Here is a 24,153-nt window from a genome sequence, read left to right on the forward strand (position 1 = left end):
AAAGGAGTATTCAATATGCGTTATCAAAAGCCGAAAGGTACTATGGACATTTTGCCAGGTGAATCAAGTAAGTGGCAATATGTTGAAAACGTCGCAAAAGATGTTTTTGACCGTTATCGTTTTTCCGAGATCCGCACACCGATTTTTGAATCTTATGAAGTTTTTGAAAGATCTTCAGGTGACACATCTGATATTGTTTCAAAAGAAATGTACGATTTCAAAGACAAGGGTGATCGTCATTTAGCACTACGTCCTGAAGGAACAGCTGGAGTTGTTCGTTCTTATGTTGAAAACAAGCTTTATGGACCAGAACATGTTAAACCTTACAAAGTTTGGTACAAGGGACCAATGTTTAGATACGAACGTCCTCAATCTGGTCGTCAACGTCAATTCCACCAAATTGGTGTTGAAGCATTTGGTTCAGATTCTCCAGAATTAGATGTTGAGATCATTACCATGGGTTTGGCATTCTTGAACGAATTAGGAATCAAGAATCTTAAAGTAGCTATCAATACCTTAGGTGATCCCGAATCACGTGCTAATTATCATCAAGCTTTGGTCGATTACTTTACACCGTTTAAGGACCAATTGAGCGATGATTCCAAAGTTCGTTTGGAAAAGAATCCACTTCGTATTTTAGATAGTAAAGATAAAAACGATAAAGAGATCGTTAAAGATGCACCTTCGATTTTAGATTATTTAAACGATGCTTCAGCGCAACGTTTTGAATATTTGAAGTCATTGTTAGATGATCTTGATATCAACTATGAAGTTGATCCAACAATGGTACGTGGTCTTGATTACTACAATCACACTATTTTTGAATTCATGGTCACAGACCCAGCTTTCAACAACAAAGAAATAACTGTTTTAGCTGGTGGTAGATACAACGGCTTAGTTGAAGAATTAGGTGGACCAGAAACACCAGGTATCGGTTTTGGACTTGGAGTTGAAAGACTGTTGCTTTTGATCGATAACGAACTAGATTTAACGACTGATTTAGATGTTTACTTAGTTACTATCGGTGAAAAAGCCGAAAAGGCATCAATTAAGATCTTAGCCGGCTTACGTGCTGCTGGATTTTCAGCAGACAAAGACTACTTGAGCCGTAAAACAAAAGCTCAATTTAAGTCAGCCAACAATTTGAATGCTAAATACACTGTAACTATTGGTGACAATGAGTTGGAAAATGATACAGCTAATGTCAAAAACATGGCAACAGGGGAAGAACATCCAGTATCATTAGAAAACTTAGCTGAAGAACTTAAAGGAATCGAGGAAAAATAATGGAAAAACGTACAGACTATTGCGGAAATATCGATGAAAAATACGTTGGACAAACAGTTTCTCTAGACGGTTGGGTACAACGTCGCCGTGACTTGGGTGGTTTGATCTTCGTTGATCTTCGTGATTATAAAGGAATCGTCCAATTAGTTTTCAATAATGATGAAGGCGAGATCTTCAATCAAGCTGAGACATTGAGATCAGAATATGTCATCAACGCCATCGGTAAAGTTCAATTGCGTGGTGAAAAAGCTATCAACCCAGACATGAAGACTGGTAAGGTCGAAGTCTTAGTTGAAAAACTTGAAATTCTGAACAAATCAAAGACACCTCCATTCGAAATTGCTGACGACATTGATACAACTGAAGAAACTAAGTTGAAATATCGTTATTTAGACTTCCGTCGTCCTGTCATGCAAAAAGCCTTAAGAACTAGAGCTCAAATCAAACATTCAGTAAACGAATATTTGTATGACAACGGGTTTATTGACATTGAAACTCCTAACTTAGGTAAATCATCTCCAGAAGGTGCTCGTGATTATTTGGTTCCTTCACGTGTTTACCCAGGTAGTTTTTATGCTTTGCCACAATCACCTCAATTATTCAAACAACTATTGATGGTCGGTGGTTTTGATCGTTACTTCCAATTGGCTCATTGTTTCCGTGATGAGGACCTTCGTGGTGACCGTCAACCAGAATTTACTCAAATCGATATTGAAACAAGTTTCATGTCTGCAGAAGAGATCCAAGAAGTAACCGAAGGCTTGATTGCCCGTGTTATGAAGGACGAAAAAGGCATCGATGTTAAATTGCCATTCCCAAGAATCAACTGGGATGACGCCATGGACCGTTTCGGTTCAGATAAACCAGATATCCGTTTCGGTATGGAATTACAAAACTTAAATGATATTTTTGCTGACTCAGAATTTAAGGTCTTCAAAGGTGCCATTGATAATGGTGGACAAGTTAAGGCCATTGTTGTTAAGAACAACGCTGACAAGTATTCACGTAAAAACATTGATGCATACACAGAATACATCAAACGTTTTGGTGCTAAAGGTCTAGCTTGGGTAAAATACAACGACGATAAGTTAACAGGTCCAGTTGCTAAGTTCATCACTTCTCACGAAGAAGACTTAGTAAACCGTTTAGGACTAGAAAACAACGATTTAGTACTCTTTGTTGCTGACCGTAAAAAAGTCGTTGCTGACGCATTAGGTTGGTTGAGAACTGACATCGCTAAGAACTTACACTTGTATGATGAAAATGAATTCGCATATTGCTGGGTCGTAAACTGGCCACTATTCGAATACGATGAAGGTATTCAAAGATGGACTGCTGCTCACCATCCATTCACAATGCCAAACGAAGAAGATGTGCACTACTTAAATGATGGAGAAGACCCACACAAAGCATACGCACAAAGTTATGATATCGTCTTGAATGGTTATGAATTAGGTGGAGGTTCGATCCGTATCCATGATCGTGAAATCCAAGAAAAGATGCTTAAAGCACTTGATTTCACACCAGAAAGAGCCAATGCAGAATTCGGTTATCTACTAGATGCCTTGACATTCGGTTGCCCACCACATGGTGGTTTAGCTATCGGGCTCGATCGATTCGCTATGTTACTGTCAGGTAAGAGTAACATTCGTGACGTCATCGCCTTCCCTAAGAACTCGAATGCTACTGAACCAATGACACATGCACCTGCTCGTGTTTCTGACGAACAATTGCAAGAACTTGGTATCGAAGTAGCAGATGAAGACAAGAAATAGATTGAAAGCATTCTGATAAAAAATCAGAGTGCTTTTTTAGTAAAAAATATTCTTGGATTATATATTGCCATGACAGTATTCTACTGAAAAGTGCTTGAAATTTTTTTAAGATTTATGAGCAAAATATTAGTAAACGATATGTGGTTGTTTATACTATTTTATATACAAAGGAGTGATTTAATTGGCAGACGAATACAAGAAAAACACAGAGGATCTGAATGAAATGGAGTACATGGTTACTCAACACGCTGCAACTGAAAGACCTTTTAGCGGGGAATATGATGATTTTTATCAAAAAGGTATTTACGTTGATATTGCTAGTGGGGAACCTCTATTTTCTTCAGCTAAAAAATACGACGCTGGATGTGGATGGCCTTCATTCAGTCAGCCAATTGCTAAATTGAAAGAAAACCGCGATACTTCGATCGGTATTGAAAGAACAGAAGTACGTAGTGGATCAGCCAATTCTCATTTAGGCCACGTCTTCACTGATGGTCCTGAAGAATTAGGTGGATTGAGATATTGTATTAATTCTGCAGCCTTGAAGTTTATCCCATATGACCAAATGGACGAAAAAGGCTATGGCGAATACAAACAATTTGTTGATGAGGGGGACAAATAATGAAGGAAGAAACAGCGATTTTCGCAGGGGGATGTTTCTGGTGCATGGTTCATCCATTTGATCAACAACCTGGTATCATCTCGGTTATTTCCGGTTATATTGGTGGCCATGTTCCCAATCCTACTTATGAACAAGTTTGTACTGAAACCACTGGACACACTGAAGCTGTCAAGATCACTTATGACGCCGATGTTATTTCGTACAAAGAATTAGTTGAAATTTATTGGATGGTTGCTGATCCAACTGACGCAACAGGTCAATTCCAAGATCGTGGTGACAGTTATCGTCCAGTTATTTATTACGCAAATGATGAACAAAAAGAAATTGCTGAAGCTTCTAAGAAACAATTAGCTGAATCCGGAGAATTTGATGACCCGATCGTCACACAGATCCTTCCAGCTAAAGAGTTTTATGTAGCAGAAGATTATCATCAAGATTTCTACAAGAAGAATCCTGAAAGATATCAAATGGAAGAAATGGGTGGTCGTGCCGCATTTCTTCAAAAACATCAAAAGTGACCGTATTCCGTGAGTATTCTTCGGTATTTGTGGTAAGATTACAACGTATATTATTAACGAATAACAGGAGAATTTTTCATGGATGAACTGGATAAGTTGATTGAAAGACATCAAAGCTTATCGAAATTATCAGTTGCTTTTTTATATTCAATTACTGTATCAATAGCCGTTAATATGTTTTGGACGCCAGGTGGAATTTATGGTTCTGGTATCACTGGTGCCGCTCAGTTAGTTTCAACTATCACTGAGCGTTGGTTCCCATTTCATATTTCAACGGCTATTATGCTGGTTGTACTGAATGCACCACTATTTGTTTTAGCTTGGACGAAGATCGAGCACAAATTTACCATGTTCACGTTTGTGGCCGTCATTTTATCATCGTTCATGATGCACTGGATACCACCGCTAGAGATCACGGCTGACCCATTGGTCTGTGCGATCTTCGGTGCGGTAGTCAACGGATTTGGTACCGGTATGGCATTGCGTAACGGAATCTCAACTGGTGGTATTGATATCATTGGGATAGTTTTACGGAAGAGAACCGGAAAGAGTGTTGGTACGATCAATATTATGTTCAACTTAATGATCATTGCTTTTGCCGGATTTTTATTCGGTTGGGTCCACGCTTTATACAGTGCGGTAAGTATTTTCATTAATGGACAAGTGATCGACATGATCTATAACAAGGATCAAAAGTTGCAAGTTATGATCGTCACTTCAAAGCCAAAGAGTGTTATCACAGAGATCCAAAACGAAATGCGTCGTGGTATTACGATCGTTCACGATGCTGAAGGTGCCTACAAGCATCAACAAAAAACAATTTTGTTCACGGTTATCTCACGAGCAGAACAACACGAACTAGAAAATGCTATGTACGAATCAGATCCCCACGCTTTTGTCAGTGTCACTGACACCGTCAAAGTATTGGGCAGATTTTATCAGAAACATATCTATTAATGGAGGGTCAAGAATGATTATAGGGTCACACGTTGCCATGAAGGCACCAAAAATGTTAGTAGGATCGGCGCAAGAAGCTCACAGTTATGGAGCCAATGCGATGATGATCTTCACCGGAGCTCCTCAAAATACGCGCCGAAAAGATACTTCAGAAATGAAGATCGAAGAAGGTAAGAAATTACTCGAGGAATACGGAATCAACAACATCATTGGTCACGCACCTTATATCATCAACCTTGGCAACACCGTTAAGCCACAAAATCTACAATTCGGGATCGAATTCATGCAAGGAGAAATCAAGCGCTGTGACGCACTGGGAATTCAAGCTTTAAGCTTCCATCCAGGAGCTCATTTAGGCAAAGGTCCAGACGTAGCTTTGAAGCAAATTGCAGAAGCGATGGATGAGATAATTGACGAAAACCAAAACGTCAGCATCGCCATCGAAACCATGGCAGGAAAAGGGACCGAAGTAGGAACCAGCATCGAACAAATTGCTCAAATTTTTGACCACTGTCAAAAAAATGACAAGTTATCAGTAACCATCGATACTTGTCACATGAGTGACGCCGGCTACGACATTAAAAACGATTTTGACGGAGTCCTAAATGAGTTCGATCACATCTTAGGAATCGGCAAAATTTCCGTAGTTCACTTAAACGATTCAAAGAATGAACAAGGCTCACACAAAGACCGTCACGACGACATAGGATTCGGAACAATCGGCTTTGACGCCTTAAATTACGTGGCACATCACCCACAATTAGAACAAGTACCAAAGATCATGGAGACTCCATACGTCAAGAAAGATGAAAACGACAAAAAGGGAGTCCCAGCCTTTAAAGAAGAAATCGACATGCTAAGAAGCCAACAGTTTGATCCAGAGATGAAAAATAAGCTGATGGCAAAATAAAAAAAAGCTAGCGTTTTTTGCTAGCTTTTTTTTGTTTGTGTTTGATGTTTTTTGAGGAAGTATGTTGGTTGGAGGTTTGTTCCCGGTCCTGTGGGGGTTCCGGGAATTGCGCCGTGGAACGCTGCGGGCCAACTTTGAGCTATCCAAGGAAGACCGCCTTGGACATCTCAAAGCTTGACCTTTTCGTAAGCACGGCCCATGCCGTGCAAACGAAAATTTCGCGGCTGACGGCGAATTCCCTCCACCCCCACAGGACCTAAGTTAGTACAAAAATCACTTGTTGGTGGGGGATACGGTACTTATCTTTATATCTGAAAACTGTTTTGATTTAACATTCAGACCTATTTATATTAAGTTCTAGGATATTGGGAAGCTTACCGATCTTGTATATATATTTGTGATAAAATCAACGGCTGCCATTTCGTTAGATTATAACAATCAATATATCATTTCGGATTTTATATTTTGGTCCTAAGGTTTTACGTTTTTGATTTTACTATCAAGGTGATATTTGAGATAGACAAGTGATAAATAAGGAGCACAAATACAGCCAACTTGCATTTACTAGAGTGGAGCCACCCATCCACCAAAGCATATTGATGCTCAAATCTAGGTGGAGGGGCGGGGCGCTATATGGGTTCAGTAGCCAAATTATTCTTAGCGGTTTACCGCTTAGAATAAGACTCGTATTTGAAATGCACGGGTGGTCTTCCCGGGTAGTTCAAATCGATGTCGGCTACGTTCCAATCCCATATAGCGCCCCGACCCGGAACCGGCAGTGAACCTCAACCCAACATACTACCACCATAAAATAAAAAGGAGCAGCATCTATATGCTACCCCTTATGAAAACCGTTGAAGTTTAATTGTTCCATTATTAGTGCTGCTGTTTCCTCAATTGATCTGTCTGCTGTGTTAATAACATAACAGCCGATCTTATCGTAAATATTATTCGAAAAGTCGAGCTCCTTTTTGATCTCGTCTTCAGCCGAATACATATTATTAGGATCCAAGCCATAAGCTAGCATTCTTTGACGTCTGATCTTTAATAAGACATTAGTATCAGTCGTCAACCCGATGACTTTGCTTGGGTCTACTTTCCACAGTTCGTCCGGGATCTGGGCTTGTGGTACTAGTGGTAGGTTGGCTACTTTTAATCCCTTGTTGGCTAAGTAAAGGGAAAGGGGAGTCTTGGATGTTCTTGAGATCCCTAATAGTAATAGGTCAGCTTCTAAGAATCCTTTTGGATTTTGACCGTCGTCATTATTTAGTGTAAATTCCATGGCTGAGATCATGTCGAAGTAATTTGAGTCCAAATTGTGCGTTAAACCTTTCTTTCTGATTGGTTCTACGCCCTTAACTTGAGAAAAAGTTCCAATTATTGGGTTTATTACGTCGTAATATGTGATATCATTTTTTTGACAAAAGTCTTCGATCGTATGGATCGTGTCTTTTGAAACTATAGTATGGACGATTACGGCATCCTTTTCTTTCGCCATGTCCAGTATGTGTTCTAGCGTCGAATCATTTTTAATAAAGGGAAATTTCGTGTATTTAGTATCTAAAGTTGGAAACTGTGTGAAGGCTGCTTGAGCCACTTTTTCAGCGGTTTCACCAGCTGCATCGGATAAAATGAAGATATTTTGTTCTTTTGTCATGAAAACTCCTCCTAAAAAAATGAAAAAATAGTTTGAACATTAAGCTCTTTTTGTTATAATAACATATGAACTGTGAAAGAAATAGGCAGTTACGTTCAATATCGGAAGGAGGGATATCATATGGCAAAAACTATCGTTCATGAAAATGAGTCGCTTGATGATGCTCTTCGTCGCTTTAAACGTTCTGTCTCAAAGAGTGGTACACTTCAAGAATACAGAAAACGCGAATTCTACGAAAAACCAAGTGTTAAGAGAAAGTTAAAATCAGAGGCTGCTCGTAAGCGTAATAAGAAGCGTCGTTAATAAATTAGCCATATCCATTGGATATGGTTTTTTTAATGGATTTTTTTAAAAAAGACTGAAGAATGCTGATTTTCTTAGTGTTCTTTTTTCTTTTCCTACAAGTTTTCATCTACCTTATGGTATCATTCAAAGTAACGACAGGGGTGTGATTTATTGGCTGAAAATGAGCAACAAACTAAGAAAACTATTCAGATTAATGATCCGCAAGATGCGATCAATATTTTTGGAGTTAATGATGGCAATTTGAATTTGATCGAAGAAGGTTTGAACGTTAAGGTTCATGCTTTTGGTGATTCGATCGATATTGTTGGTGAAGGCAGTGACGTTAGTAAAGCTAATACACTGATCAGCAAGCTTATTAAGCTATCTAACAATGGAATTACTTTTGGCTCAGCCGACATTGTCAGTGGCCTGAAAATGGCTGAGAGAGGCACTTTAGACTATTTTGACGACTTGTATAAGGAAGAATTGATCAAAGACTTTAGTGGTAAGCCTGTTAGAGTTAGAAACTTTGGTCAAAGACAGTATGTAAACGCAATTAGACATAATGATATTACTTTTGGTATCGGACCTGCTGGTACTGGTAAAACTTACGTGGCTGTTGTTATGGCTGTAGCTGCTTTAAAAGCTGGTAAAGTTCAACGGATCGTTTTGACACGTCCAGCTGTTGAAGCCGGTGAAAGCCTCGGTTTTTTGCCTGGTGATCTTAAAGAAAAAGTCGATCCATACTTGAGACCTATCTACGATGCTCTTTATGCAATTATGGGAGCTGACCACACTAATCGTTTGTTGGAACGTGGCGTGATCGAAGTTGCTCCTTTAGCATATATGAGAGGTCGGACTTTGGATGAATCATTCGTTATTTTGGATGAGGCTCAAAATACTACTAGAGAACAAATGAAGATGTTTTTGACTAGACTAGGTTTTGATTCCAAGATGATCGTTAACGGTGATGCTACTCAGATCGATTTACCTGGTCATGGACGTAGTGGATTAGTTCAAGCCGAAAAGATTTTACAAAATTTACCACATATTGAATTTGTTAATTTTACTTCAGCGGATGTTGTTCGTCATCCAGTTGTTGCTGAGATTATCGATGCTTATGATGATACTGATTCAAAAGAAAAATAAACGGAGTTAGTTATGGATCTAGAAATTTTTAATGATGATAATTTAATAGATGAAGCTCGACAAAAATGGGTCGAAGACTTGGCAGATTTTGCGGCCACAGATTTGGAATTGGCCGACAATACACAATTGTCGATCCATTTTGTGACTAAAGATGAAATCCACGAGATCAATAAGAAATATCGTGATGTTGACCGAGCAACGGATGTGATCAGTTTTGCTATCAACGACGGCGAAGACTCATTGGATTATTTGGAGCAACAAATCCCTGATCTTCCAGTTGACTTAGGAGATCTGTTCATCAGTGTTGAGATCGTTAAAGAACACGCTGATGAATATGAACATTCTTTTGACCGCGAATTAGGTTATACGATCGTTCATGGAATCTTGCATCTCAACGGTTATGACCACATTGAACCGGAAGACGAGAAAGTTATGATCGGACTTCAAGAAAAGATATTAAGCGCCTACGGCTTACAAAAATAAGAGGTAATCAAATTGACAATCGATGAAAAAACGTTATTTTCAAAAGCAATTACAGCAATGAACCAAGCTTATGCACCATATTCAAATTATTCGGTGGGAGCAGCCTTGGTGACTGAAGACGGATCAGTCTACACTGGTTGCAATATTGAGAACGCTTCATATGGATTAACTAACTGTGCCGAAAGAACTGCGATTTTTAAAGCAGTCTCAGAAGGGTACAAGCAAATTAAGACAATAATCATTGTCAATGCAACTTCAGAAATGTCTAAGCCTTGTGGGGCTTGTCGACAAGTGATGAGTGAATTTATGGGACCAGATAGTCAAGTTTATTTGGCCGATAAAGATAATAATTTTAAAGAGTATACCTTTAAAGAAATTTTGCCATTGGCATTCAGTGATAAGGACATGGATAAATAATATGGATAATAATTTTCGCTCAGGATTCGTAGCAATCGTTGGTCGCCCAAACGTCGGGAAATCAACTTTTATGAATCGGATCATCAAGGAACAAGTAGCAATCACATCACCAAAAGCTCAAACGACCCGGAATAAGATCCAAGGTATTTATACAGATGATGAAAGACAAATCATCTTTTTAGATACACCTGGTATTCATAAGCCACATAACGACTTGGATCAATACATGGACAAAGCAGCATTGTCAGCTTTGAAAGAAGTCGATGCGGTCTTATTCATGACAGAAGCTGGTCAACAAGCTGGACCTGGTGACAAGTTCATTATAGATGAACTCAATAATGTGAAAGCTCCAGTATTTTTGATTTTGAACAAAATCGATTTGATCAATCCAGATGAAATGGCACCACAAATCGATGAATACAAAGATTTGATGGATTTTGCCGAGGCTATTCCGATCTCAGCTACTAACGGAAACAACGTTGAAGACTTGATCGATTCATTGACTAAGCATTTGCCTTTAGGACCTAAGTATTATGATGAAGACCAGATCACAGATCATCCTGAGTACTTTGTCGTGGGTGAACTAATTAGAGAAAAGATCTTGTCAGATACTCGTGATGAGATTCCTCATTCTGTAGCGGTTATCGTTGAATCGATGAATCAACGTAATGAACGTGGCAAGTTACAAGTTGAAGCAACCATTTATGTTGAACGTGATAGTCAAAAAGCCATCGTTATTGGTAAAGGTGGCAGCATGTTGAAGAATATTGGTATTGGTTCACGTATCAAGATCGAACATTTGTTGGGAGAAAAGATCAACCTCAAGCTTTGGGTCAAAGTTAAGAAGAACTGGCGTGATGATCCACTATTCCTTTCAAAGGCAGGATACTCCTTGAAGGATCTTAAGTAATGAATCGAAATACTAGTAACTTTTTTGGAATGGTCGTCAGACGCCAGCGCTATCGAGAACACGATGCATTGGTAACCATTTTGACGAAGGAATACGGCTTCCGAACTTTTTTAGTCCGTGGTACTCAAAACGGTAAATCAAAAATTTCCGGGGCTGTGATCCCATTTTCTTACGGAGACTACAGTGGGCTAGTCAAAAAAGACGGACTGTCTTATTTGAATTCTGCCAGCAATATCAAACAATTTGAACAAATTATTTTGGACATCGAATTAAATGCATATGCGACTTTTTTATTCGATTTAGTCCACAATGCATTTATGGAAGATAAATTACCGCTCGACTGGTATACGACGGTTTTTAAAGCCTTACGTTATATCGATAATGGCTTTGATGCACAAATAATCGTTAATATTTTGCAGATGCACTTGCTCAAAGTCTTTGGCGTTGAACCGAATATGAATCGTTGCGTTGTCGGTGGTGAGACTGAAGGAAAATTTGATTTTTCAGTCGTCTTAGGTGGTTTGATTTGTTCGAAACATTTCTCAAATGATCCCAATCGACTGCACTTGTTGCCACAAACGTTATATTTTTTACGGATGTTTAGTCAGATCAATTTGGACCAAGTACATAGTGTGGAATTAAAGTCTGAAAATAAGCATTTGATTCAAAAAGCTATCGATGCGATCTATCTAGGATCGGTGGGATATTATCCGAAAAGTAAATCTTTCATCGATAAGATGGATAGCTGGCATTTGTAGCGTTGACAACTGATTGAAAAGTGACTATCATTATATTTATGTAAACAGCGATGTGGAATGGTGAAAGCCACAATTTTTATGGCGTACTTCTTTAAACTTATAAATAAAAGAGCAGAACTTAGGTTCTGAATAAGGGTGGAACCGCGAGAAATCGTCCCTTGCAGCATATTGTTTATGTTTGCAAGTGGACGATTTTTTTGTCTTTATCTGTCCGGAGGGAGAAACTATGACAAAGAAGCTTAATATTCAAAATATGATTTTGACACTTCAACGTTTTTGGGGTGAAAAGGGCTGCATGTTAATGCAAGCTTACGATACGGAAAAAGGTGCCGGAACGATGAGTCCTTATACATTTTTGCGTGCTATCGGACCAGAACCTTGGAACGCCGCATATGTAGAACCATCAAGAAGACCTGCTGATGGTCGTTACGGTGAGAACCCTAACCGTTTGTATCAACATCACCAATTCCAAGTAGTTATGAAACCAGCTCCAGAAGACATTCAAGAATATTATCTTGATTCATTACGTGCTTTAGGTATTGAACCACTTGAACATGATATTCGATTCGTAGAAGACAACTGGGAAAACCCATCAATGGGTTGTGCCGGTGTTGGTTGGGAAGTTTGGCTCGACGGAATGGAAGTTACTCAATTTACATACTTCCAACAAGTTGGTGGCCTTCAATGCCATCCTGTAACTAGTGAGATCACATATGGTGTGGAACGTTTAGCTGAATACATCCAAGACGTTAACTCAGTTTACGACCTTGAATGGGGTGACGGAGTACTTTACGGTGATATCTTCAAAGAACCAGAATACGAACACTCAAAATACTCCTTCGAAGAAAGTAATCAAGATATGCTTTTCCAAGCTTTCAATGATTACGAAAAAGAAGCAAATCGTTTAATGGACTTAGGATTAGTTCATCCTGCATATGACTACATTTTGAAATGTTCACATACATTCAACTTGTTAGATGCTCGTGGTGCAGTTTCAGTTACCGAAAGAGCTGCTTACTTATCACGGATCAGAAGAATGGCTAACAAAGTGGCAGCTGCCTTCGTTGATGAACGTGAAAAATTAGGTTTCCCATTATTAGCTAGCAAGAATGCTAAAGATGTAAAGGAGAAAGCAAATGACTAAAAATTACCTATTAGAAATTGGATTAGAAGAAATGCCAGCTCACGTGGTAACTCCTAGTATCAATCAATTAGCTCAAAAAACAGCCGCATTTTTAAAAGATAATCGTATTTCTTTCTCAAAAATCGAAAAGTATTCTACTCCTAGAAGATTAGCTGTCATGATCGAAGACATCGCTGATAAACAAACAGATATTGACGTTAAGGCTAAGGGTCCTTCAAAACAAATAGCTCAAGATGCTGATGGTAATTGGACAAAAGCTGCTGAAGGATTTGCCCGCGGACAAGGCATGTCTGCTGATGATATCTTTTTTGAAGAATTAAAGGGTACTGAGTATGCCTACATTCAAAAACACGAAACAGGTAAAGATGTTAAAGATGTACTAGCAGATATCGTTGACGTGATCACTGACTTAACTTTCCCAACGAGAATGCGCTGGGATAGTTATGACTTTGAATATATTCGTCCGATTCATTGGCTCGTTTCATTATTAGATGATGAAATTGTTCCAATCAAAGTGCTTGATGTTGAAGCTGGACGTTCTACTAGAGGACATCGTTTCTTAGGAAAAACAGTTGATATCAAGAGCGTCAGAGATTACGTCGAAACATTGCGTAGCCAATTCGTAATTGTTGACGCTAAAGAAAGAAAGGATATAATTAGAGACCAAATTAACACTATTGCGACTGATAATGATTGGATCGTTGATGTTGATGAGGACCTCTTGGAAGAAGTTAACAACTTAGTCGAATATCCAACTACTTTCCACGGCAAGTTTGCTGAAAAGTATCTTGAGATCCCAGAAGAAGTGTTGATCACTTCGATGAAAGATAACCAAAGATACTTCGACGTTCGCCAAAAAGACGGCAAACTAGCACCTGACTTTATCTCTGTTCGTAACGGAAACTCTGAATTTATCGAAAATGTTGTTTCTGGTAACGAAAAGGTGTTAGTTGCTCGTCTAGAAGATGCCGACTTCTTCTTTAAAGAAGATCAAAAGAAGAGCATTGCTGATTACGTGAATAAACTTAAGACAGTTAACTTCCACGTTAAGATCGGTACGATGTACGAAAAGATGCAACGTGTACATCAAATTGCTGATTACTTGGCAGATGTTTTCGAATTATCAGCTGATGAAAAGAAAGACTTATTACGTGCCAGCGATATTTATAAATTTGACTTAGTAACTAACATGGTTGACGAATTCCCTGAACTTCAAGGAATTATGGGTGAGAAGTACTCAAGCATCATGGGTGAAACTGATGGTGTTGCACATGCAATCAGAGAACATTACATGCCAATTTCTGCCGAAGGTGATCTACCAGAAACTAAAGCCGGAGCTACTCTAGCAATTGCCGACAAATTAGACTCTTTGATCACTTTTTATGCCGTTGGCTTGATCCCAAGTGGATCAAATGATCCATATGCTTTAAGACGTCAAGCTTATGGTATCGTAAGAATCTTGGATCAAAAGGGTTGGGAGTTGAACTTGAATGACTTACAAGCATATTTGATCAAGAACTTAACAGTCCCTGCAACCTTAGACTTAAACGCTAACGAAAAAGAACTAGATGGATTCATCATTGACCGTATTCGTCAATTCTTAAATACAAAGGCAGTTCGCAGTGATATTATCGATGCTGTAACTGATGGACGCATCTTTGATCCTGTTTCAATGATCAATACAGCCCAAGTATTACAAGAACACGTGGCTGATACTAACTTCAAGACAGTAGTCGAAGCCTTGAGTCGTGTTGTAAACTTAGCTCAAAAAGCAGACTTCAAGTATTCTGACAGTTTGAAGATGGATGAATCATTATTCGAAAATCCTTCTGAAAAGTCTTTGAACGATGCAGTGGCAGACATTTATGACAAACAATCAGATGATGCCGAAAAACTCTTCGAACAACTATCAACCTTAAAAGATCCTATCAATGCTTATTTTGAAGAAAACATGATCATGGATAAAGATGAAAAAATTAAAAACAATCGTTTGACTCAATTAGTGATTACAAACAATTTAATTGCAAAATTAGGAGATTTGTCTAAAATTGTAATTAAGTAGTTTCTGACCTTGCAATAACATCCGAAAGATGATATATTGTAATTCACTGTTTTTACATTAATTCGTTGAGGGGGTGACGTGATGGCAACAATGATTCCACAAGAATTTATTGAAGAAGTCTCCTCAAAAACTAACATCGCAGATGTTATTAGTAAATACGTTCAATTAAAGAAGTCTGGTAAGAACTTATTTGGACTCTGTCCGTTCCAGCCAGAAAAGACACCGTCGTTTTCGGTGTCTGAGGATAAACAATTATTTCATTGTTTTAGCTGTGGCCGTGGTGGCAATGTTTTTAAGTTTATTATGGAGATCGAAGATAAGAGTTTCCCAGAAGCCGTAATTGAAGTTGCCGAAATGGGCAACATTACAGTTCCTGATGCTTTCCAACCTTCAAACGCTCCAGCTCAAAACAGCAGTCACCGTCAGTTGATGCAAATGTACGCTGAAGCAGCTAAATTGTACACGCATATCTTAACTAAGACTGACAATGGTGATGTCGCGATGCGTTACTTGACGGATCGTAACATTACTTCAGACTTGATCGAAGATTTTGATCTGGGTTATGCACCGAATAATTCCAACTTGTTATTACAATTTTTTAGAGATCGCTCAATCGATGATACTGTCCTAAGAAAGTCTGGGTTATTTGCTGAGAACGAAGCCGGTGAGTTATTTGACCGTTTCCGTGATCGGGTGATGATTCCGATAAAAGACGAGAATGGCAGTATCATCGCCTTTTCTGGCCGAATATTGAATAAGGCTGATGGGGTAGCCAAATACCTTAACAGTCCAGAAACGCCGATATTCAATAAAGGAAAGACCATCTTCAACATTAACTTGGCTAAGCATAGCATCAGGGAGAAGAACAACGTAATTTTGTTCGAAGGATTCATGGATGTTATGAGTGCTTACAAAGCCGGTGTGACTAATGGTGTTGCCTCAATGGGTACCAGTTTGACGGATTATCAATTGTATTCATTGAGTCGACTGACTGATCAGATCAACGTTTGTTACGATGGAGATGACCCTGGAGTTAAGGCGACATATCGTGCATTGACACAGCTCAACGATGATCGCTTCACATACGGTGTCATCAGTATTCCTGACAAGCAAGATCCTGATGAGTACATTAGAAGTGCAGGTCCTGATAAATTTAAGAGTTTGACCGAAAACTCTGTTCAAACTTCGATTGCTTTCGTGCTGAATTATTTCAAACGTCAGTACAATCTGACAAATGAACATGATCAGATCGAGTATTTGAAACAAGCAATTGGTGAACTAGTGAAGCTCAAATCTCCAATCGAACAGGACATGTACGTCACACGTTTAGCTGAAGAGTTGAACGTTAACAAAGAGTCGATTTATAAAGAACTCGGTACTGCGAGAAGAAAGTTTTCAATCAGTCAACCAGCGAATAACTACAAGAACATTGAACATGCTCAGTTGGAACAAACGACTGCGACGGTCCCACAGAAATTTGATCGAGTCGAGAAATCAGAACGTAATTTGATTTTTTGGTCGTTGAGATACCCTGAGATCCGTTCGATGCTCAAAGGAAATGAATTCAAATTTGTTCATCAAAACTATCAAACGATATTTGACCAGATGATCAAGTTTGCGGTCGACCGTGATATAAATGATGAAATCATTGCAGCAGACTTCATGAACGTGCTTGATGAAGAAAATAAAAACGTGCTTGCCGATATCGAAATGATGCAAATGCCAATCGAATACAATGATGATGAGATCAAAGATTACATTGCAAACATTGATAATTCGAGTTTGGAATTTAAGATCAACGATATTAATCAACAACTTAAAAAGGCGGCGATGGTGGGTGACAATGAGTTACAGTTACAGCTCACGCAAGAGCTGATCAGAGTAAGGAAATTGTTAGCTAGCAATTAATGCATACTGGAGGAATATATTTATGGTAACAAAGAAAACAACAGTATCAAAAACCAAAAAGGTCGTTAAATCAAGTAAAGAATTAGAGTCAGCAATTAAAGCTTTAATCAAAGACAAGAAGAAACAAGGTCAAGTCACAGAAACTGAATTGACTGAAAAGTTGATCGAGCCTTTCTCACTTAAAGATGAGACACTTGATGACACACTTGAACAACTACAAGATAAAGGTGTTGCCGTTGTGGATGAGGACGGTAATCCTAGTAAACTAGCACTTCTTAAAGAAAAGAAAGACGAAAAGGCTCCAAGTTCTAAAGATACTGCTGCTCCAGCTGATATCAAGGTTAATGATCCAGTCCGGATGTACCTTAAGGAAATTGGTCGTGTTCCTCTTTTGAATGCTCAACAAGAAGTTGACCTTGCTCTAAAGATCGAACAAGGCGACGAAGAAGCTAAGCAAAGACTTGCTGAAGCCAACCTTCGTTTAGTTGTTTCGATTGCTAAGAGATATGTTGGTCGTGGTATGCAATTCCTTGATTTGATCCAAGAAGGTAACATGGGCTTGATGAAAGCCGTTGAGAAGTTCGATTATCGTCTCGGTTTCAAGTTCTCAACTTATGCAACCTGGTGGATCAGACAAGCAATTACGCGTGCTATCGCTGACCAAGCTAGAACTATTCGTATCCCAGTTCACATGGTTGAAACTATTAATAAATTGATCCGGATCCAACGTCAATTACTTCAAGACTTAGGTCGTGAACCTTTGCCAGAAGAAATTGGTGCTGAAATGGATATGGCAACTACTAAAGTTCGTGATATCTTGAAGATTGCTCAAGAACCAGTTTCATTGGAAACACCTATTGGTGAAGAGGATGACTCGCACTTAGGTGACTTCATTGAAGATTCCGATGCAACTAGTCCTGAGGATCACGCATCATATGAATTGTTAAAAGAACAACTCGAAAATGTTCTTGATACATTGACTGACCGTGAAGAAAACGTACTTCGTCTTCGTTTCGGTTTAGACGATGGAAGAACGAGAACTTTGGAAGAAGTAGGTAAGGTCTTTGGCGTAACTCGTGAAAGAATCCGTCAAATCGAGGCTAAAGCACTCCGTAAACTCCGCCATCCATCAAGATCAAAACAATTGAAGGATTTCTTGGAATAATTAGCTTACTTCTTAGTTCAATTATCTTTTGATAAATAAATTTAAAAATAACAATGTCACTTAGCTGGCATTGTTATTTTTTTTCGATATTGTCTGAAAATGAGACAAAAGGAACCTAATGATTCATTTTAAAAATTCAACTTAATGGCCAAAAGAACCGCTCAATAGCAAGGCTTAATTAATTGTTTTCTGAAAAAATTAATAATATTTTTGTTTTCAATCGTTTTGATTTACAATAAGTATATTCAATTTTGGGAGGATTTTTATGTTAGATAAAACTATTTACGATCAGATTTTTAAACGGTCGTTTACTATTCCCGTAACCATTATTTTCTGGGATGGCAAAGAGAAGAAGTACGGACCAGAAGGAAAATCTGACATAACGATCAAATTTAATAAGGAAGTTCCTATTTCTGAGGTTGTTAAACACGCAACTTTGACATTGGGCGAAGCTTATATGAACAAAGACATTGAGATCGAGGGCTCGATCCAAAAACTTATCACGTCAGCTTATACGCAATCAGATAGTTTTATGTCTAGCGTTAAATTAAAGAAGATTATTCCACAATTCAGTCATTCTGAAGAAAACAACAAAAAAGAGATCCAAGAACATTACGATATAGGTAATGATTTTTACAAATTATGGTTGGATAAGACGATGACTTATTCATGTGCCTATTTCAGAACTCCTGAGGATGATTTAGAAACAGCACAAATGAACAAAGTTCATCACATTTTAAACAAGTTGAACACTAAACCTGGCGAATCGATCATCGATATCGGTTGTGGCTGGGGAACAATGATGTTCACTGCTGCTAAAGAATATGGCTTAAAAGCTAAGGGTGTTACTCTTAGTCAAGAACAATATGATTACGTTAATAACAAGATCAAGGAAGAGAATTTAACTGACCAAATGGAAGTTATTTTGGAAGATTATCGTGAGATCAACGAACAATTTGACCATGTAGTTTCTGTTGGTATGTTCGAACACGTTGGTCAAAAACACTTGGAAGGTTATTTCCAATCTGTTAAACGTATGTTGAAACCAAACGGTTCAGCTTTGATCCATGGTATTACTGGCCAACACGAAGGCTTAGGAGTAGATCCTTGGTTAGTTAAGTATATTTTCCCAGGTGGCTACATTCCTGACATTAAAGAAAATATCGGTCACATCATGGATGCTAAATTACAAATCGATGATATTGAACCTTTGCGTAGACATTATCAAAAGACTGTTGAAATCTGGCATCAAAACTTCTTGAAGGTTGAAGATCAAGTTGAAGACATGTTTGATGAAAGATTCATCAGAATGTGGGACCTTTATTTGCAAGCTTGTGCAGCTTCATTTGAAAGTGGCAATATCGATGTTATACAATATCTATTGACGAACGGTGCCAGTGGTAGCAGTATGCCAATGACTCGTGAGTATATGACAGAAAAAGACAAGCAAATGGCAGAACGGGTGACAGAATAGAGTGACATTATTATCAAAGCGACTTAATATCGTTTCAAAAATGGTTGATCAAAATGCGCGGTTAGCAGACATAGGTTCTGACCACGCTTATTTGCCAGTGGAATTGGTAAATGATCAAGTAATTAACTATGCAATCGCAGGGGAAGTGGCAGAAGGTCCTAGAGACCGGTCACTAGAAGATATTAAAAAATATCAACTTGCGGACAAAATTGACGTTAGATTAGGCGATGGATTAGCAGTGATCGAACCAGCTGACAATATCGATACCGTAGTTATTGCCGGTATGGGTGGGATCTTGATCTCAGACATCTTGAACCGGGCGACCAAAGAACAGCTTCAAAATGTGGAAACCTTGATTTTACAACCTAATATTGGTGAACCATTAGTTAGACAATGGTTAGTCAATCATCATTTTTCCATCATTGACGAGGATATCGTTGAAGATGAGCATCACATTTACGAGATCATCAAAACTAAGTACACAGACGACGTTAAGGAACTTTCCGGTGCTGAAATGTTGATGGGTCCAGTTTTGATCCAGAAAAAGTCAGCAACATTCGTCCAAAAATGGTCGCATAAGTTGCACAATTACCGGAATGCAGTAACTAGCATGCAGCAAGCTAAGAAGATCGATCAGGCCAAAATTGCTCAAATGAATGACTATATCAAGTACATTGAGGAGATTTTGTAATGGTAAAAGTTCAAGATATTTTAAACAAAATTGAAGAGTTTGCTCCATTAAGTATCAAGATGGACGGAGATCCATCTGGTTTTCAAATTGGTGATCGTGATCAAGAAGTTCATAAAGTAATGACAACATTGGACGTTCGTCCAAAAGTTGTCAAAGAAGCTATTGATAATGGAGTAGATTTGATCTTGGCACATCATCCTATTATGTTCCATGCTGCCAGAAACCTTGATTTATCTTCACCACAAAACCAAATGTATCGGGACTTACTGGCCAATAACATTGCAGTCAATGCATCACATACTAATTTGGATAAAGCTCACGGTGGCATGAACGATTGGTTAATGGAACGACTGCGTGAACACGTCGACATTAAAGATTCAGGTTATATCGATCCTGACGACGACTATTCGATCGGTAGGGTGGCAGATTTAACTACATCTATGGATGTCTTAGAATTTGCTAAAAAAGTCCATGATGCCTATGAATTGAAGAACTTGCGCTATGTTGTTTCAGAAGCAGGTCAACCTGTGAAACGAGTCGCTTTGATCGGTGGAGATGCTGGCAAATTTTATCCAGAAGTCTTGAAGTCTGGAGCTGATACGTTCATTACGGGTGATGTATACTATCACACAGCCCATGACATGATGTCTGCTGGATTGAATGTAATTGATCCCGGCCATCACATCGAAGCTATTTTTATCGAAAAAATGGCTCACAAGTTAGCTGATTGGTCGAATGCATATCATTGGGATCTTGATATCATCAAGTCAGAGATCAATACCGAACCATACAATTTTATTTAAGGGGAGACGGAAAATGACTACTAAATATGAAAAACTACTACCACGTTTTTTGAGCTACGTAAAAGAAAATACGCGTTCAGATGAGGAATCAACAACAGTTCCTTCAACTGAGAGACAAACTGTTTTTTTGAAAAAATTGGAAGACGAATTGGTGGAAATTGGATTAGAAAATATTCGGATCCATCCCGTAAATTCATATTTAATAGCTGAACTACCATCAAACTTAGATGTTGATGTTCCGGTGCTGGGATTGATTTCCCACGTTGATACAGCTGACTTCAATTCAGTAAATATCCAACCTAAAATCGTTGAAAATTATGACGGCAAAAGTGTGATTAATTTAGACGAAAAGGGTGAATACAAACTAGATCCAAAAGAATTCTCTTCATTAACAAAATATGCTGGACAAACACTGATCACGACGAGTGGCGACACTCTGCTAGGTTCAGATGATAAATCTGGTGTAACTGAGATCATTACCGCTATGGAATACTTAGTTGCACATCCAGAAGTTAAACACGGTAAGATCGTTATCGGCTTGGGACCTGATGAGGAAATAGGAACTGGTGCTGATAAATTTGACGTTGAAGATTTCGGTGCTGACTTTGCCTATACGGTCGATGGTGGACCAGTTGGTCAGTTGGAATACGAAACTTTCTCTGCAGCCGCATTGAAGGTCAAAATCAATGGTAAAGACGTCCATCCCGGATCAGCTAAGGGGATCATGATCAATGCCTTAGGTGTCGCCAACGATTTCCAAAATGCATTGCCTGCAGATGAGGTCCCTGAAAAAACCGATGACAGACAAGGATTTTATCATCTCTTATCATTATCAGGTACCGTAGATGAAGCCAAAATGTCATACATCATCCGTGACTTTGACCGTGACGGATTAAATGCTAGAAAGAATAAAATTGAAGAAATTACTGATCAATTGAACCAAAAATACGGTGCTAATACCGTTGAAATTGATTTGAAAGATCAATACTACAATATGATCGATGTAATTAAAGATCATATGGATGTAGTCAAAATCGCAGAACAAGCAATGAAGAACTTGGACATTGAACCTGATGAAGCTCCCGTACGTGGAGGAACAGACGGCTCAAAGATCTCCTTCATGGGCTTACCAACACCAAATCTATTTGCCGGTGGCGAAAACATGCACGGTCGATATGAATATGTTGCATTAGAGTCCATGGAATTAGCAGTTGACGTTATTCTAGAAATTGTTAAACTAAATAACAAACAAAAAAATAATTAAGGAGTGATTGGTTATGCCATTAGTACACATTGATTTGATCGAAGGACGTTCTTCAGAACAATTGAAAGGTTTAGTAAAAGATGTAACAGACGCTATTTCTAAAAACACTGGTGCACCTGCCGAACACATCCACATTGTATTGAACGAAATGTCAAAAGACCACTACTCAGTTGGTGGCGTTCGCGCAAGCGAAGCAAAATAGTTAGCAAAAAAAATAAGACCTCATGTGGGGTCTTATTTTTTTTGCTTAAATTTTTTGAGAAATCATTTTTGACCTAGGGTTTAATTTTCAACTCGCGAATATTATTTTGCTGCATAAATTCATTAATTTGATCAAGCAAAGACTGATTCTTATTAAAATCAGCAAAGGCAATCGCCATAGTAAGTGAATGACTGATTTGAGCTTGATAATCAGCATCAGAATGCTTAGCAATCTTAGCAGCTAAAAAGAACAGTTGGTCAGTAAACTCCGCCGACAAGTACCCATGTCGAGGCTTAATACCAATAGCAATGTATTTACCAGCAGTCTCAAAATCATCATGCTCAGAATAATAACCAGCCAAATCAGTAATAGCAGAAAGAAAGTAATAAAATTCTAAATCATCAAACAAATCAAACTCAATAAAATACTGATCAGCAAGTCGCATATAATACTTCTCCTTATCAGCAGCCTGTTTGCGACGATAAACCTGAGCCAACCCAACATAAGCCAAAAACTTCCAAAAATTAACACTCTTATTATCAAGCGATTGCAAAGTAAAATTAAATTGAAAAATAGCCTCATCAAAATCAGACAAACTAGAAATGAGACCCAGTAAAAAGTGGATATGAGCGTTTTGAATCTTAGTCAAAGAACTAATATCCAAAGAAAGCAAAACGTCCTTAGACTGAGAAAATTCGCCATTCTGAAACAAAACATCAGCCCGCCGGATCTTATCGTTAATAAAATTATTAGAAGGCAACTGACTAAACTCAGAAAACAAATCATTCAAAGACAAATCCACCCGCTGACAAAGCAAAAGCAAAACATCAACAGAAGGGGACACATTCAAATTTTCCATCTTAGAAATAACAGCCTGAGAACAAATACCCCGACAAACATCCAACTGATTCAAACCCTTAGCCAAGCGTTGAGATTTAAAAGCAGAACCTAAAAACATAAAAACACCTCTGTCATATTCCTGTAAGTGATATTAAATATCAATAACACGTTATTTATTACCTATAGTAATATAACTTTGAACAACAATCAAAAAATAAAATCAAAATCAGACAGAATCAATAAAACACCAAATTCGAATAAACTAAATTTACAAATGAAAACAACATAAAAATGGAGAGCGGAACACAAGGCGACTTTCACGAGCGAAGCAAGTGAAGAGCAAAAAAAAGAAGCCATCGAAATAACAACCGATGACATCAATAAATCAAAATTTACAAGATAGATTCAAGGAACAACAATCATAAAAATGGAGAAAAATAGATAAGCAAATAAAAACCGCTGCCAAATTTCACTATAAAGATAAGTACCGTGTACAAACAAAAAAAGAATTGATTGTACAACCTAGGTTCTGTGAGGGGTGGAGGGAATTCGACCGTCAGCCATGAAATTTCACTTGGCAATTTATTGCCTAGTGAAAGGCCCAGCTGTGAGATGTCCGGGCGAACTACCCGGATAGCTCAGAGTGGTGCCCATGGCGTTCCACGGTCGCAATTCCCGGAACCCCTCACAGAACCGGCAGTGAACCACCAACCAACAAAATCACCACAAAAAAATACTAAGCTTAGAGGCATAGAAGTTACCCGACGGGGTGCTCCTATGCCTCTATTACTTTATAGTGGTAGTGAAGACAAGCCGTACTCATTTTTGGTCCTTGAGACCGTCACAAAAAATGGCTGCTTCACTTGTTTTAG

23 protein-coding genes are annotated in these 24,153 nt (G+C 38.4%); 21 read left to right on the top strand and 2 right to left on the bottom strand.

What is annotated here, in order from left to right; genetic code table 11:
* Window positions 1-15 precede the first annotated feature (15 nt).
* The 6 genes from hisS to EKM69_RS03855 all read left to right on the top strand — a co-directional run bounded on the left by hisS (window position 16) and on the right by EKM69_RS03855 (window position 6,069).
* Window positions 16-1,287 (top strand): histidine--tRNA ligase, encoded by a 1,272-nt coding sequence (gene hisS / locus EKM69_RS03830; protein ID WP_125708295.1) that lies wholly within the window; start codon window positions 16-18, stop codon window positions 1,285-1,287.
* Complete coding sequence (gene aspS / locus EKM69_RS03835; protein ID WP_125708297.1) at window positions 1,287-3,062, top strand: aspartate--tRNA ligase; 1,776 nt, start codon at window positions 1,287-1,289, stop codon at window positions 3,060-3,062. The genes hisS and aspS overlap by 1 nt, the downstream gene beginning before the upstream one ends.
* 181 nt (window positions 3,063-3,243) lie before the next feature.
* Entirely contained in the window at window positions 3,244-3,684 is a 441-nt protein-coding gene (gene msrB / locus EKM69_RS03840; RefSeq protein WP_125708299.1) for a peptide-methionine (R)-S-oxide reductase MsrB, read from the top strand.
* Entirely contained in the window at window positions 3,684-4,202 is a 519-nt protein-coding gene (gene msrA, locus EKM69_RS03845; RefSeq protein WP_125708301.1) for a peptide-methionine (S)-S-oxide reductase MsrA, read from the top strand. The genes msrB and msrA overlap by 1 nt, the downstream gene beginning before the upstream one ends.
* Window positions 4,203-4,280: 78 nt before the next feature.
* Entirely contained in the window at window positions 4,281-5,159 is an 879-nt protein-coding gene (locus EKM69_RS03850; protein WP_125708303.1) for a YitT family protein, read from the top strand.
* A 13-nt stretch (window positions 5,160-5,172) separates the two neighbouring features.
* Complete coding sequence (locus tag EKM69_RS03855) at window positions 5,173-6,069, top strand: deoxyribonuclease IV (protein ID WP_125708305.1); 897 nt, start codon at window positions 5,173-5,175, stop codon at window positions 6,067-6,069.
* An 835-nt stretch (window positions 6,070-6,904) separates the two neighbouring features.
* Here EKM69_RS03855 and EKM69_RS03860 read toward each other — a convergent pair.
* Entirely contained in the window at window positions 6,905-7,726 is an 822-nt protein-coding gene (locus EKM69_RS03860; protein WP_125708307.1) for a pyruvate, water dikinase regulatory protein, read from the bottom strand.
* Window positions 7,727-7,846: 120 nt separating this feature from the next.
* On the opposite strand from EKM69_RS03860, the gene rpsU reads away from it, so the two are divergent.
* From rpsU to EKM69_RS03935, 15 genes are all read left to right on the top strand, one after another.
* On the top strand, window positions 7,847-8,029 hold the full coding sequence (gene rpsU, locus EKM69_RS03865) for a 30S ribosomal protein S21 (protein WP_010623558.1): 183 nt from the start codon (window positions 7,847-7,849) through the stop codon (window positions 8,027-8,029).
* A 153-nt stretch (window positions 8,030-8,182) separates the two neighbouring features.
* Complete coding sequence (locus EKM69_RS03870) at window positions 8,183-9,160, top strand: PhoH family protein (RefSeq protein ID WP_125708309.1); 978 nt, start codon at window positions 8,183-8,185, stop codon at window positions 9,158-9,160.
* Between the two features lie 12 nt (window positions 9,161-9,172).
* Complete coding sequence (gene ybeY, locus EKM69_RS03875) at window positions 9,173-9,643, top strand: rRNA maturation RNase YbeY (protein ID WP_125708311.1); 471 nt, start codon at window positions 9,173-9,175, stop codon at window positions 9,641-9,643.
* A 12-nt stretch (window positions 9,644-9,655) separates the two neighbouring features.
* A complete protein-coding gene (locus tag EKM69_RS03880; RefSeq protein ID WP_125708313.1) occupies window positions 9,656-10,060 on the top strand; it encodes a cytidine deaminase in 405 nt (134 codons plus the stop codon).
* A gap of 1 nt (window position 10,061) precedes the next feature.
* Window positions 10,062-10,970 carry a GTPase Era gene (gene era, locus EKM69_RS03885; protein WP_125708315.1) on the top strand — a complete coding sequence of 303 codons (909 nt, stop codon included), beginning with the start codon at window positions 10,062-10,064 and terminating at the stop codon, window positions 10,968-10,970.
* The gene (gene recO / locus EKM69_RS03890) at window positions 10,970-11,728 is read left to right on the top strand and encodes a DNA repair protein RecO (RefSeq protein WP_125708317.1); all 759 of its coding nucleotides are present in this window, start codon (window positions 10,970-10,972) and stop codon (window positions 11,726-11,728) included. Before era ends, recO begins: the two co-directional genes overlap by 1 nt.
* Window positions 11,729-11,954: 226 nt before the next feature.
* A complete protein-coding gene (gene glyQ / locus EKM69_RS03895; RefSeq protein WP_125708319.1) occupies window positions 11,955-12,872 on the top strand; it encodes a glycine--tRNA ligase subunit alpha in 918 nt (305 codons plus the stop codon).
* The gene (gene glyS / locus EKM69_RS03900) at window positions 12,865-14,934 is read left to right on the top strand and encodes a glycine--tRNA ligase subunit beta (protein WP_125708321.1); all 2,070 of its coding nucleotides are present in this window, start codon (window positions 12,865-12,867) and stop codon (window positions 14,932-14,934) included. Before glyQ ends, glyS begins: the two co-directional genes overlap by 8 nt.
* An 81-nt stretch (window positions 14,935-15,015) precedes the next feature.
* Complete coding sequence (gene dnaG / locus EKM69_RS03905) at window positions 15,016-16,842, top strand: DNA primase (RefSeq protein WP_125708322.1); 1,827 nt, start codon at window positions 15,016-15,018, stop codon at window positions 16,840-16,842.
* Between the two features lie 22 nt (window positions 16,843-16,864).
* Complete coding sequence (gene rpoD, locus EKM69_RS03910; RefSeq protein ID WP_125708324.1) at window positions 16,865-18,007, top strand: RNA polymerase sigma factor RpoD; 1,143 nt, start codon at window positions 16,865-16,867, stop codon at window positions 18,005-18,007.
* A gap of 265 nt (window positions 18,008-18,272) precedes the next feature.
* A complete protein-coding gene (locus EKM69_RS03915; protein ID WP_125708326.1) occupies window positions 18,273-19,481 on the top strand; it encodes an SAM-dependent methyltransferase in 1,209 nt (402 codons plus the stop codon).
* A gap of 1 nt (window position 19,482) precedes the next feature.
* Window positions 19,483-20,172, top strand: coding sequence for a tRNA (adenine(22)-N(1))-methyltransferase (locus EKM69_RS03920; protein WP_125708329.1), 690 nt, complete (start codon window positions 19,483-19,485; stop codon window positions 20,170-20,172).
* Complete coding sequence (locus EKM69_RS03925) at window positions 20,172-20,975, top strand: Nif3-like dinuclear metal center hexameric protein (RefSeq protein WP_125708331.1); 804 nt, start codon at window positions 20,172-20,174, stop codon at window positions 20,973-20,975. Before EKM69_RS03920 ends, EKM69_RS03925 begins: the two co-directional genes overlap by 1 nt.
* Before the next feature lie 13 nt (window positions 20,976-20,988).
* A complete protein-coding gene (pepT, locus tag EKM69_RS03930) occupies window positions 20,989-22,239 on the top strand; it encodes a peptidase T (protein ID WP_125708333.1) in 1,251 nt (416 codons plus the stop codon).
* A 13-nt stretch (window positions 22,240-22,252) separates the two neighbouring features.
* On the top strand, window positions 22,253-22,441 hold the full coding sequence (locus EKM69_RS03935; RefSeq protein ID WP_125708335.1) for a 2-hydroxymuconate tautomerase: 189 nt from the start codon (window positions 22,253-22,255) through the stop codon (window positions 22,439-22,441).
* 73 nt (window positions 22,442-22,514) lie between these two features.
* Here EKM69_RS03935 and EKM69_RS03940 read toward each other — a convergent pair whose 3' ends face one another.
* Window positions 22,515-23,399, bottom strand: coding sequence for a helix-turn-helix domain-containing protein (locus EKM69_RS03940; protein WP_125708337.1), 885 nt, complete (start codon window positions 23,397-23,399; stop codon window positions 22,515-22,517).
* Between the last annotated feature and the right edge of the window lie 754 nt (window positions 23,400-24,153).

It is taken from the genome of Companilactobacillus zhongbaensis (assembly GCF_003946515.1).
Lineage (GTDB): Bacteria > Bacillota > Bacilli > Lactobacillales > Lactobacillaceae > Companilactobacillus > Companilactobacillus zhongbaensis.